Raw genomic sequence first — 13,671 nt, 5'->3', positions numbered from 1 at the left:
GAAATGTTTTCATGAATGTTCATGCGCGTACAGATGCGACCGCCTCACCATCGGCGCCGCTTCTCCCCGTGGCTGAAGTCGCAATCCGGGCAAACTTCCTCGACGAAGAAAGATTGCGCAAGCTGGGCGAAAGCCTGGCTGCCGGTGAACTCGGTGACTATTTCGGTTTGACGGAAACGAACTACCTCGCCCGAAACAAGGAAAACGCACAGAAGATCCTCGACGTCTACCTTTCCACCAATGCCGCGCAGGCCAGGGGCGAATCCATCACGCCTGCCGCGCAATGGCTGCTCGACAACAATTATCTCGTCGAGGAAACCATTTTCCAGATCAAGCGCGACCTGCCCCCGCGCTTCCTGCGCGAATTGCCCAGGATGGACATCGGCAATGGCCAGCATGTGCCGCGCACGCTGGCGATTGCCTGGTTATATGTCGCGCATGTGGACAGCACGGTTTCGTCCAACAGCTTCAAGGCGATCGTTGACGGCTTTCAGTCGCGGCAACCCCTGCAAATCGGTGAACTCTGGGCGCTGCCTTCGCTGCTGCGCTATGTGCTGATCGAGAACCTGCGCCGCCTTGCGCAGAGGGTTGGTCGTGCCCGAAATATGCGCCATCAGGCGAACGATCTGGCGGACAAGCTGCTCGCGCTTGATGACGAGGGCGATGTCGAGCTTCTGCGCAATTACACCGCACACGCTCGCGACATCACCTTTGCCACCCAGCTTCTCTACAGGCTGCGCGACGGGTCCCAGAATGCGGGCCGGGCGCTGATGTGGCTTGAAGGTGAGCTGGAAGCGGCGGGCACCGACGCTGAGCAAACCATTATGAGCGAACATCGCCAGCTTTCCAGCGGCAATGTCACGACCGGCAACATCATCCGCGGCTTGCGCCTCATCAACGATGTCGACTGGACCGTCTGGTTCGAAGGGGTCAGCCGCATCGACGCGCTTCTTCGCGAGAAAACCAATTTCGAGCTGCTTGATTTCCAGTCCCGCGACCAGTATCGCGCGGTGATCGAGGAACTCGCACGGCGCGCGAGAAAATCCGAATATGAAGTGGCGAGCAAGGCGATCGAACTGGCAGGCCAGGCCGCCAATGCCGCGCTGGCGGAAGGGCAGGAAGACACGCCCGCCGCGCGGCGTTCGGATGTCGGTTTTTTCCTCGTTGGCTCCCGGCGCAGGGAACTGGAGCAGGCCATCGGCTTCAGGGTGCCTTTCTACCTTCGTTTCCGTCGCGCGTTCCAGCGGGCCGGCTGGATAGGCATCTTCCTCCCCGTCATGGCCATCACGATGCTGCTGCTTGGCATGACGACGGCAGCGCTTTTAGCGGCGGGCCTGCCGACGGCGACAATTGTCGTGCTGCTCCTGCTGTTCGCGCTTCCCGCCGGGGAGGGCGCGATGAGCATCTTCAATACGGTGGTGCTCCTTTTCCTCAAGCCGACGCGGCTCATCGGCTATGAATACAAGGGCGGCGTGCCCGATGACGCACGCACGCTGGTCGTGGTGCCTACGCTGATCGGATCGCGCGACGATGTGGACGAAGCGATCCGCACCATCGAGGTGCATCATCTTTCCAACATGCACGGCGACCTGTTCTTCGCCTTGCTATCCGACTGGCCGGATTCGCAGGTGGAAATAAGACCTATCGACAAGGAAATCCTCGAATATGCGCAAGGTGAAATCGCCAAGCTGAACGCGCGTTATGAAAGCGACGCGCCGCGCTTCCATCTGCTGCATCGCCGCCGCCTCTACAACAAGGCGGAAGGGTGCTGGATGGGCTGGGAGCGCAAGCGCGGCAAGCTGCACGAACTGAACCAGCTTCTCCGCGGAGACAGCGACACCACATTCCTGCCGACGGCAAATCCCGTCCCGACCGGCGTGGTGCACGTCATGACGCTCGACGCGGACACCAAATTGACCCGCGACACGGTTGCACGGCTCGTCGGCAAGATGATGCATCCGCTCAACAAGCCGATGATCGACGAGGTGCGAGGCAAGGTGAAGGCGGGCCATGCGATCATGCAGCCGCGCATCACGGCCTCGCTGACGACCGGCGACAATGCGTCGTTTTTCCAGCGGGTCTTTTCCGCCCATCGTGGGCTCGATCCATATGTATTTGCCGTCTCCGACCTCTATCAGGACGTGTTCGAAGAGGGCACTTTCACGGGCAAGGGCCTCTATCACGTCGATGCGATGGAAGCCGCGCTGCACGGAAAGATCCCTGAAAACGCCATTCTCAGCCACGATCTTCTGGAAGGTTCGCTGGCGCGCGCTGCATTGGTGACCGATATCGAGGTCGTTGAGGACTATCCGACGCGCTATGCGGTGGACGCCTCGCGCCAGCATCGCTGGGCGAGGGGTGACTGGCAGCTTCTGCCTTTCATATTCGACAGCAAGCTGGGCATTCCGGCAATGTCCCGCTGGAAGATGATCGACAATCTTCGCCGTTCCCTGACGCCGATTTTCTGGGTGCTGGCTTCGATCGCGGGCTGGAGCCTTCTTCCCTTCACTTTGGCCGCCCAATGGCAGGCGCTGTTGATCCTCAGCCAATTCATGGCCCCCACTTTCGATATTGTGAACTCGATCATTCCCAAGACGGGGGAAATGACTTTCCGAGGACATGTCTCGGCGCTCGCGCGGGATGCCCTCTATGGAACCGCCATGGTGGTGCTCAAGACCGTGCTGATGGCGCATACGGCGTGGATGATGGGAGACGCCATCGTCCGCACCTTCTACCGGCTGCATTTCAGCCACCAGCATCTGCTAGAATGGCGCCCGGCATCGCAGGCGCAAAGAAACGGCGGCAACACGCTGAAATTCTACTACAGCCTGATGTATGGGGCGGTCGCCATTGCGGTCGCCGGCCTCCTAATCCCGCTGGTCGCGCATTCTACCGGCGCTGTCGTCGCTGCGTTTTTCGCCGTGTTCTGGGCCGGATCGCCGGCATTTGCCTGGCTTATCAGCCGCTCGGCGGAGACGGAGGACCGGCTCATACTGGAGCCGGACGATCGCCGTCGGCTGCGCAATATCGCCAGGCGTACCTGGCACTATTACGAAACCCACGTGACCGCCGAGCATTCATTCCTGCCGCCCGACAACATGCAGGAAGTGCCGGTGCCCGTGGTTGCCAACCGAACCTCTCCGACCAATGTCGGTGTCTACCTTCTCTCCGTGGTTTCAGCGCGCGATTTCGGCTGGATTTCGATGCGCGACGCAGTGGAGCGCATGGAGGCCACGCTCGGAACGCTGGAACGCATGGAGCGCCATCGCGGGCACCTTTACAATTGGTACGACACAAAGACGCTGCTGCCGCTCCACCCGCTCTACATTTCGAGCGTCGATAGCGGCAATCTCGCCGGCCATCTCATCACCATGGCGGGCGCATGCGGCGAATGGGCGGAAGCGCCGTCGGTCTATCTGCAAGGCGACTTTGAGGGAATGCTCGACGTTGTGGACGTGCTGGAGGAAAGCCTGCGCGTGGTGCCCGATGATCGCCGGACGCTCCGTCCCCTGCGCCAACGGCTGAGCGACCGGATCGAGGGCATGCGCCGCGCGGTTCAGACGGTGCGCAGCGAGCCGGAAATGGCCTCCATCCGCACGATCAACCTCGCGGTTCTCGCAGGTGAAATACGCAAGCTCGCCGATGGCATACATCACGAGGCGGGCACAGTGCAGAGCGAGCAACTCGCCGACTGGTCCGCCATGCTTGAACGAACCGCAGAGGCGCATGTCGACGATTCACACGGCGACAAGGAGCGCGTGGACGATCTTCGCAAGCGGCTCGACGCTATTCGTCATCGGGCGCGAGCCTTCGCGCTCGAAATGGACTTTTCTTTCCTGCTGAGCCGCGACCGCAAGCTGCTGTCCATCGGCTATCGCGTCGAGGAGCATCAGCTCGATGAGAGCTGTTACGACCTTTTGGCGTCCGAATGCCGGATGACCAGCCTCTACGCCATTGCAAAGGGCGACATTCCCACCGACCACTGGTTCAAGCTCGGTCGCCCCATCGTCGAGATCGGGTTCTCCGGCGCCCTGATGTCCTGGTCGGGGTCGATGTTCGAATATCTGATGCCGCCGCTCGTGATGAAGGAGCCAAACGGCGGGCTGCTTAACCAGACCAGCCACCTCATCATCAAGCGCCAGATTCAGTATGGCGACTCCAAGGGCATTCCGTGGGGAATTTCCGAAGCCGCTTACAATGCGCGCGATCATGAGATGACCTATCAGTACACCAATTTTGGTGTGCCCGGACTTGGCCTCAAGCGCGGACTGGCGCAGAACACCGTCATTGCTCCCTATGCAACAATCCTCGCTTCGCAGTTTATGCCGCGCGAGGCCGTGCAGAACCTGGAGCGGCTGGCTTCCATCGGCGGGCTTGGCCGCTACGGATATTACGACGCCATCGATTTCACCCCGCAGCGCGTGCCTGAGGGTGCGGATTGCGCGGTCGTGTACAACTACTATGCGCACCATCAGGGCATGTCGATCGCAGCCATTTCGAACATCGTCTTTGAAGGGCGGTTGCGCGACCGCTTCCACAGCGATCCGATCATCGAGGCCGCGGAACTGCTGCTTCAGGAACGCGCGCCACGCGACATTCCGATCGCAACCGTCCGCACGGAGGCGGACGAACGCGTCAAGGTGGACGTGGTCGAGCATACGCCGGACACGCGCCTCGTCATCGAGCCGCTTTCCGCCATGCGCGCGACCGGCATCATGTCGAATGGCAGCTATCAGGTCATGGTCGCCGCAACGGGTTCGGGGTACAGCCGCTGGAACGACCTCGCCGTCACGCGCTGGCAACCGGACCCCACCGAGAACCGGATGGGAACGTTCATCTTCCTGCGCGACGTGGCGACAGGCGACTGGTGGTCGGCCACCGCCGAACCAAAGACCGCGCCGGAAGAGAAGGCGAATGTGCTGTTCAGTGATGACAAGGCAACGTTCAGCAAGCTCGTCGGGACGCTGCGGTCGGAGGTGGAGTGCATCGTCGTTTCCGAGGGAAATGGCGAGGCGCGCCGCGTGACCCTTTTCAACGAAGGCGACAGTGACCGCCACATCGAACTCACATCCTATGCCGAGTTGGCGCTCGCCTATGAGGCGAATGACAATGCGCATCCGGCGTTCTCGAAAATGTTCGTCAAGACCGAGATCGCGGAGAATGGCGGCGTGATCTACGCGGAGCGCCGCAAAAGGTCGGCAGGCGAGCCTGATGTCGCACTGGCGCATTTTGTGACGGAAACGTCGGGCGGCTCCCGCGAAACCGAAGCCGAAACCGACCGCCGCGCGTTCCTCGGGCGAGGGCGTACCATTGCGGACGCGGCTGCATTCGACGGTCCGGGACGGTTCGCGGGCAATCAGGGCTTCGTGCTCGACCCAGTGATGGCGCTGCGTTGCCGGGTACGGGTGCCCGCCAACAAGAAGGTCGTAGTCACCTTCTGGACAGTGGTCGGGAAGGACAAGGCCGAAGTTGAAGGCTACTATGCGCAACTCAACCACCCGGACAGCTTCCAGCGCCAGATGACGTTGTCGTGGACCAGATCGCAGGTCCAGACGCGCCATTGTGGCTTGAGCCTTTCGGACGCTGCCAATGTCCAGAAGATTGCGGGATACCTGCTCTATCCGGACCGCAACCTGCGCATGCCGCCCGAGACCATAGCCCAGGGCATGGGCAGCCAGTCGGCGCTCTGGCCAATGGCGATCTCCGGTGATTTCCCGATTTTCGCGCTGCGCATCGCGGATATTGCGGATATCGAAATCGTCGCGCAGGCGCTGCGGTATCAGGAATACATGCGCGCGCGTGGGCTGCTTGCCGATCTGGTGATCGTGAACGAGCAGGCGTCCTCCTATGTGCAGGATCTGCAGCAAGCAATTGAAAACCTATGCGAAAACAGCCGTTTGCGGGGCCACGAATTTGGTCCGCGCCAGCATATCTTCGCTGTTCGCCGCGACCTGATGGACCAGCATTCCTACAGGACTTTGCTCGCGGTCGCGCGCATTGTCCTGCACACGCGCAACGGCACGATCTTCGACCAGATCGAACGCGCGGAGGCCGCCATCATTCAGGAGCGTGAGACGCAAGCGGTCGAAGTCGTCAAGGTGACGAACAATGACGCCGTCAACCTGCCGATTGCGCGCCAGCCGCGCAGGGCGACGGGACAAGCGGCGCCCGCGGACGGTTCCGACCTGACCTACTGGAACGGCATAGGCGGCTTTGACAAGCACGGCTCGGAATATGTCGTGCGGCTCACCGGAGGACGCCACACGCCGCAGCCATGGATCAACGTCATGGCGAACGAGAACTTCGGCTTCCACACCTCGTCCGAAGGTGCGTCCTTCACATGGAGCCGCAACAGTCGCGATTTTCAGCTCACCCCGTGGTCGAACGACCCTGTTTCAAACCGCCCCGGGGAGGGCATCTACGTGGTCAACCGGGAAACGGGCACGGCCTTGTCGCCCTTTGCCGCGTTGCTGCGTGACCCGTCTGTCACCTATGAGGCGCGCCACGGACAGGGCTACAGCATCTTCACCGCTTCCCGCGGCGGGCTGACGGTTGAAGCGACGCAGATCGTGGATTCCGCCGATCCCGTGAAGATCACGCGGCTGCGGCTGGTCAATTCAGGCCGATCGACCCTGCGCTTGCGTGTCTACTCCTATGCGGAATGGGTGATGGGCAACAACCGCGCCCGTTCGGGACCGGCAATCGTGCCGTCGCTCGATGCGGCGACCGGCGCGGTGCTCGCGGCCAATCCCTACAGCCTCGATTTCGGCGACCGCGTTGCCTTCCTCGGTTCCGACCGGGATACACACTCGTTCACCGCCGATCGCGCGGAGTTTTTCGGCCGCGAGCGCAGCGTGCTTGCACCGGGCGCTGTGCTGAACTGCCGCGACCTGAGCGGGAAAGCAGAAGCGGGGGTCGACCCATGCGCCGCCATGGCCCACGACATCGAGGTGCCGACCGGCGGTGAAGCGTCGATCCTGCTGCTGCTTGGCGACGCCGGTTCGATTTCCGAAGCAAGCCGTCTTGTGGCCCACCATCGCGCGCGCGATTTTGGAGAAAGACTGGGCGAGATCGAAAAGAACTGGCGCTCATTCCTCGACACGCTGCAGGTGCACACGCCGGATCTGGCGTTCAACGCGATGGTCAACAACTGGCTGCCCTACCAAAGCCTGTCGTGCCGCATTCGCGCGCGATCCGCTTTCTACCAGTCCAGCGGCGCATTCGGGTTCCGCGACCAGTTGCAGGACACGCTTGCGCTGATGTTGCAGGACCCGTCGCTGGCCCGTGGCCAGATACTCAATGCGGCCCACCGGCAATTTGCAGAGGGCGATGTGCAGCACTGGTGGCTGCCGCGCACGGGTGCCGGCGTGCGGACAATCATATCGGATGATGTGGCATGGCTCGGCTACGCGGTCTCGCACTATATCGCGACCACAGGTGACGTCGACATATTGAAGGAACAGATACCTTTCATCGAGGGTCAGGAGCTTCAATCCGGCCAGCACGATGCGTTCTTCACACCTGAAATATCCAAGACGAAGGTCTCGCTCTACGAACATTGCGCCCGCGCAATCGATCTTGCGGTCAAGCGCACCGGCGAGGGCGGACTTCCGCTAATCCTGGGCGGCGATTGGAACGACGGCATGAACAATGTCGGCGCGCAAGGTCGGGGCGAGAGCGTCTGGCTTGGCTGGTTCCTGTTGAAAGTCCTGACGGAGTTTGCCTCGATCGCGCGCGAGCAGGGCGACGGAAAGCATGCGGATGCCTGGAAAAAGCACGCGGGCCGACTGAAGCGCGCGCTTGAAAATGTGGCTTGGGACGGCGAATGGTATCGGCGTGGCAGCTTTGATGACGGCACGCCGCTCGGATCGCGCGGTTCCGCCGAATGCCGCATCGATTCCATTGCGCAGTCATGGAGCGTGTTGTCCGGCGACGGCGACGAGACACGCTCGCGCACGGCAATGGAAGCAGTCATGCGCGAACTCGTCGACGACGATCTCAACATCATCAAGCTGTTCACGCCGCCATTCTCTGACGCCACGCAACTCGATCCCGGCTATATCAAGGCCTATCCGCCGGGCGTGCGCGAGAACGGGGGGCAATATACCCATGCCGCGACGTGGGTGGTCTGCGCGCTTGCAGAACTCGGACAGGCCGACGCGGCATACAGGTGCTTCTCCATGCTCAATCCGGTCAACCACGCTCTGGACGCGGAGAGTGCTGAGCGCTACCGCGTCGAACCCTATGTGGTCGCGGCGGATGTGTATTCGGAAGACGACAAGGGGGGCAGAGGCGGCTGGACCTGGTATACGGGTTCTGCGGGCTGGCTCTATCGGGCAGCGGTCGAATATATCCTCGGCATCCGAAGGGCAGGGGACAGGTTGACCATAGATCCTGTCATTCCGGGCGATTGGAAAGGGTTCTCGGCTACACTCCATATCGCAGGTGCGAAATTCCGCATTTCGGTGGAGCGGAAGAAGGGCGTAAAGGGCCGCAAGATCCTGGTTGGCGGTAAGGATGCCGGAACTTCAGTTCCGATTGCCGAGGGCAAATCGGTCGAGGTTGTCGTTCAAATTCCGGCGTAATTTCTGCTTTGGATAGGGCGATTGGCCCTATCCTTGCCATTTTGATCTGCTTTGAAGGCATTCCGACGGGCACGTGCTGAGGGTATTGCAAAAACTGCATAGGCCCAATGCAACGGTTGCTGATGTCGGACATTGATTTTTGCCAATGAAAACTGTATCTCAGCATCCGATGGTGCGGTGCACAATCCCCGGGAGAGGGAAGAGACGGTGACTTTGCTTCAGGTCTATTTCCGGGCTTTGCGCTATCTTGGCGCCGACAAGAAGCGCACCTTCTTCATTTGCGCCGCCAATGTGGTGCTTTCGCTCGTGGTCATCGCCGAACCAATCCTGTTTGGACAGGTTATCGATGCGATCACCGAAAAGCGCGACGTGGTCCCCACGCTTGCGCTTTGGGCGGGCCTCGGCGGCTTCAACATCATAGCATTCGTGCTGGTGGCACGCGGGGCCGACCGTCTGGCGCATTCATTGCGCGCCGATGTGATGACGCGCGCCTATGAACGCGTGATCTCGATGCCGCTGTCCTGGCATACGGGGCGGGGCACGTCGAACTCCCTGCACACCATGTTGCGGGCAGTGGATTCGCTCCAAACACTCTGGCTGGAATTTCTGCGTACCCAGCTTGGCACGGCGGTGACGCTTGTGCTGCTGGTTCCCACCGCCCTTGCGATGGATGTGCGCATGTCCTGCGTGCTGCTGGTGCTCGCGGTGGTCTATATCGCGATCGGACGGCTGGTTATGCGTAAGACCAAGCAGGGCCAGCAGCGTGTCGAGCAGCATCATCACAATGTGTTCTCCCATGTCACCGATACGGTCGGAAACGTTTCGGTGGTGCAGGGCTTCAATCGTGTCGCGATCGAGACCGAGTCACTGCGCAATCATTTTCGCAAGCTGCTCTCAGCACAGAATCCCGTGCTCGACTGGTGGGCGCTCGCCAGCGCGCTGAACCGGCTTTCCGCAACCATCTCCATGATGGTTGTCCTCGTCATTGGTTCCTATCTTGTGATGCGCGGCGAATTGCCGGTCGGCTCGATCATCGCATTCACCGGCTTTGCGAATCTTCTGATTGCCCGCCTCGACCAGATCACGACCTTTGTGAACCAGATTTTCGATGCGCGTGTGAAACTTGAAGACTTCTACGCGATGGAAGAGGCGGCGACGCTGTCGAAGGAACCGGCCGGGCTTCCCGAACTCGAAAACGTCAAGGGTCGCGTTGCGTTCGAGGACGTCACTTTCCACTTCGAGAAGTCGGGACAGGGCGTCGAGCATGTATCGTTTGCTGTAGAACCCGGCCAGACGGTTGCCATCGTAGGACCGACCGGCGCAGGGAAGACGACGCTGATCAACCTCTTGCAGCGCGTTCAGGAGCCGGATGAGGGCCGCATTCTCGTGGATGGTGTCGACATCTCCAAGGTGACGCGCCGGTCGCTCCGCCAGTCGATCGCCACCGTGTTTCAGGACGCAGGCCTGTTCAACCGCAGCATCGAAAGCAACATCCGCGTGGGTCGCGAGGATGCCTCGCGTGAAGATGTGCACGGCGCGGCATCCGCTGCTTCTGCCGCTGATTTCATCGGCGCCAAGAGCGACGGCTACGACACGATTGCGGGCGAGCGTGGTAGCCAGCTTTCCGGCGGTGAACGCCAGCGCATCGCAATCGCGCGCGCTATGCTGAAGGATGCGCCTATTCTCGTGCTGGATGAAGCGACCAGCGCGCTTGACGTCGAGACCGAGGAAAAGGTCAAAATGGCGATTGACGGCCTCCGTTCGAACCGCACGACCTTCGTAATCGCGCACCGACTTTCGACCGTCCGTGATGCCGATCTGGTGATTTTCATGGACAGCGGCAAGGTGGTCGAAATGGGCGGTTTCGATGAGCTTGCCGCACAGGGTGGCCGCTTTGCCGGTCTGCTTCGCGCTGGTGGCCTCCTCGCCGAGGAGCCTCTCGCAAAGCCGTTGCGAGCGTTGGAAAGCGCCTAAGGCGGCTTTAGGCGCTCTCGATTTCTTCCTGCAATGCGTTGAGGTGGGAGAGCGCCGCGCTTGTTGCGGCGCGTTCGATTGCACGGAAGCGTCCAACGACTGACAGCCCAAGCGGCGTGAGCTGCGCGCCGCCGCCGTGCTTCCCGCCGGTTTGCGCCGCAATCAGTGGCTTTCCGAACAGCTTGTTCATTTCCTCGACCAGATCCCAGGCGTGCTTGTAGGACATCTGCATTTCACGCGCGGCAGCGGAGATGGAACCGAAGGAGGCGATGTTTTCCAGAAGTTCCACTTTACCCGGGCCGATGCGTCCCTCCGGGTCGAGATTGATGCGCAAGCTGAGCGAGGGCATTTCAGGCATCTCCGTTCGTCGGTCCGCCGAGCGTCAGGCTGGACCTGTCGAAGCTTACTGTCTTTACGATCGCAAATACATCGCTGCCGACCCCGAGTTTGAGCGTCGCTTCCGACTGGCGCGTGATGCGCGAAAGCACCACGGTCCCACCGCAGTCGACCTCCACCTCAACCTGCGTGGGGCCGGTCGGAACAATCGAGCGGATGCGCCCGGGAAATACATTGAGCGCGCTTATTCCCTGCGGCTTCCTGGTCGCAATCATCACGTCGCGGGCACGGATCCGCACGCGCAGCTTCGTTCCCGGTGCGGCGTCGAATGCGGGGAGGGATAATTTACCTGCTGCGCTGTTCAGCACGGTCATGCCGAATGCATTGTCCTGCGCCAGCACCGTTGCCGCCAGCAGGGCGCCGCTCTCCCCCTGCTCTTCGATCGGCAGCAAATCTGGTCGCCGCATGATGTCGGCCGTGGTGCCGGCAATCACCACGCGTCCCTCAGACAGCACGACAATGTCGGTGGCGAGCCGCGCGACTTCCGCAATGGAGTGGCTCACATAGACCACGGGGATGTCCAGTTCGTCGCGCAGCCGCTCGATATAGGGCAGAATCTGCTCCTTGCGCGCGTCGTCCAGCGAAGCCAGCGGCTCATCCATCAGCAGCATCTTCGGGCTTGTGAGCAGGGCTCGCCCGATGGCCACGCGCTGCGTCTCTCCCCCGGAAAGCGTGGCGGGTTTGCGGGCCAGAAGGTGGGAAATGCCCAGCATCTCCGCTATCCGCTCGAATGTCGCGTAGCGGTCCGTTCTCGGGGCGAACCATCGTCCATATTTGAGGTTCTGTTCGACGCTCATGTGCGGAAACAGCCGCGCATCCTGGAATACGTAGCCGATCCGCCTCTTATGGGGAGCCACGTATATGCCCTTTTGCGTGTCGACAAGAACGCGGTCGTCGGTGGCGATGCGCCCCTTTGTCGGCCTCAGCAGGCCGCTGATCATGTTCGTGATCGAGGTTTTCCCGGAGCCCGACGAACCGAAAATCGCGGTAAGCCGACCAGCGCTCTCGAAGCGCGCTTCAATCTCGAAATCTCCCTGTCGGTGACGGACATCCACGGAAAGGGTCATTCGACGATAAGCCTGCGGCCCGCGCGCCTTGCGAGATATTCGGACACGATCAACGCGGCCATGGCAATGACGATGGAAATGAGGGTAAGCCGAAGCGCGCCGGTTTCACCGCCCGGCACCTGTGTGAACGTATAGATCGCGGAGGGCAGTGTCTGCGTTTCCCCGGGGATGTTCGAGACGAATGTGATGGTTGCGCCAAACTCGCCCATGGCCTTGGCGAAGGAAAGCACCATCCCCGCGATGATGCCGGGAAGGATCAGCGGCAGGGTTATGGTTGCGAACACCCAGGCGCGCGAAGCGCCGAGCGTCGATGCTGCGGCTTCGAGCCTCTGATCGACTGCTTCGATGGAAAGCCGCATTGCACGCACCATCAGCGGAAAGCCCATGACCGCGCACGCAAGCGCGGCGCCGGTCCAGCGAAAGGAAAACACGATGCCGAAATAGTCTGCGAGGAATGCGCCCACCGGGCCGCGCTTTCCGAAAGTGAGCAAAAGGAGGTAGCCGGTCACGACGGGCGGCAGGACCAGCGGCAGATGGACAACGCCGTTCAGGATCGACTTGCCCCAGAATTCGCGGCGCGCAAGCAGCATCGCGATGGCGAGACCGAGCGGCAGGCTGCCCGCCATTGCCCAGAAGGCGACTTTCAGCGACAGCCGCACCGCCGTCCATTCCTCCGGCGTCAGATGCATCGAGTGAATCCCCTATATCCATTTGAATATAGCCATCGCGAAGATCGCCCCGTCAAGCAAGGTGAGCGCTCAGATCTTGCGGCTTAGAAAGGGTGAACCCTCCAATCCGTAGCGCCAGGGCATTTCCACGGCGCGCGTGATGCCGATACGCTTGCCCGTCGCCACGGAAACGCGTGAGGGCGGTTTCATGAGCCGCATCGGTTCGGCATCGACAGGCAAGCCGTTCAGCGCAAGGTCGATTGCGAGCGCCTGGCACAAACGTCCGGGACCCGAACAGAGCAGGCGCAGTCCGTCGAGTCCGCGCCGGATGCGCATCGCCTCCACATGGTGCAGCGGTTCGAGCGCGCGCAGCAATACCGCGCTGCCGGGCCTGCACACGATATTGAAACACCAGTGGATGCCGTAGGAGCGGTAGACATAGGCGTGGCCGGGCGGTCCGAACATCGCGCCGTTGCGGGGCGTTTGGCCGCGATAGCTGTGCGAGGCAGGGTCGTCCGGCTCATAGGCCTCCGTTTCGACGATCATGCCGCCGACACCGTTCACCGTGAGCGTGTAGCCTATCAGGTCGCGAGCGACTTCGGTGCTGGATCGGTCAAAGAAATCAGGATTCATCGTCCGTAGATAGTTCTGCGGCGAAGTAATTTCGACTGCGTTGTGCGAGGTTCCTGAGGCGGCTATCCGATTGAGCTGCGCCGAAATCCGTGCTCCACCTCGATGTGGTGCTTGGCAGCCGCAGCTTCGAGCATTCGGATCAGCTTCGGATCGGAAAGATCGCAATTCGGCAAAACAGTGCGAATGGCGAGCAACGCCCGATCGATCGAAAGCGGCTGGCTGTAGGCGAGCCGTGAATGGACATAGTGGTTCACGACATCCGAAGGCAGCCGCTGATCGAACCCCAGCATTGTGCGCATGCGCCTTCACCCCCTTGAAGGACAATCTATGCGTCGGCTCTCAGCCGAT

General features: G+C 61.3%; 7 protein-coding genes. 2 read left to right on the top strand and 5 right to left on the bottom strand.

Features of this window, described 5'->3' with window-relative positions; genetic code table 11:
- The first annotated feature begins 11 nt into the window (after positions 1 to 11).
- Both M9924_00695 and M9924_00690 read left to right on the top strand, forming a co-directional pair.
- Positions 12 to 8,585 (top strand): protein ndvB, encoded by an 8,574-nt coding sequence (locus M9924_00695; protein MCO5062912.1) that lies wholly within the window; start codon positions 12 to 14, stop codon positions 8,583 to 8,585.
- Positions 8,586 to 8,792: 207 nt separating this feature from the next.
- A complete protein-coding gene (locus M9924_00690; GenBank protein MCO5062911.1) occupies positions 8,793 to 10,559 on the top strand; it encodes a glucan ABC transporter ATP-binding protein/ permease in 1,767 nt (588 codons plus the stop codon).
- Positions 10,560 to 10,566: 7 nt separating this feature from the next.
- Here M9924_00690 and M9924_00685 read toward each other — a convergent pair whose 3' ends face one another.
- The 5 genes from M9924_00685 to M9924_00665 all read right to left on the bottom strand — a co-directional run bounded on the left by M9924_00685 (position 10,567) and on the right by M9924_00665 (position 13,622).
- Positions 10,567 to 10,908, bottom strand: coding sequence for a winged helix-turn-helix domain-containing protein (locus M9924_00685; protein MCO5062910.1), 342 nt, complete (start codon positions 10,906 to 10,908; stop codon positions 10,567 to 10,569).
- Position 10,909: 1 nt separating this feature from the next.
- Positions 10,910 to 12,022: a molybdenum ABC transporter ATP-binding protein gene (gene modC, locus M9924_00680; protein MCO5062909.1), complete on the bottom strand. Its 1,113-nt coding sequence runs from the start codon at positions 12,020 to 12,022 to the stop codon at positions 10,910 to 10,912.
- A complete protein-coding gene (gene modB / locus M9924_00675; GenBank protein MCO5062908.1) occupies positions 12,019 to 12,711 on the bottom strand; it encodes a molybdate ABC transporter permease subunit in 693 nt (230 codons plus the stop codon). The genes modC and modB overlap by 4 nt, the downstream gene beginning before the upstream one ends.
- 69 nt (positions 12,712 to 12,780) lie before the next feature.
- Complete coding sequence (locus M9924_00670; GenBank protein ID MCO5062907.1) at positions 12,781 to 13,323, bottom strand: DNA-3-methyladenine glycosylase; 543 nt, start codon at positions 13,321 to 13,323, stop codon at positions 12,781 to 12,783.
- A gap of 62 nt (positions 13,324 to 13,385) precedes the next feature.
- Positions 13,386 to 13,622 carry a hypothetical protein gene (locus tag M9924_00665; GenBank protein ID MCO5062906.1) on the bottom strand — a complete coding sequence of 79 codons (237 nt, stop codon included), beginning with the start codon at positions 13,620 to 13,622 and terminating at the stop codon, positions 13,386 to 13,388.
- Between the last annotated feature and the right edge of the window lie 49 nt (positions 13,623 to 13,671).

The organism is Rhizobiaceae bacterium (genome assembly GCA_023953835.1).
GTDB lineage: Bacteria > Pseudomonadota > Alphaproteobacteria > Rhizobiales > Rhizobiaceae > Mesorhizobium_G.
Note: the sequence above shows the minus strand (reverse complement) of the source record. Positions and strands in the feature narration are given on the sequence as shown.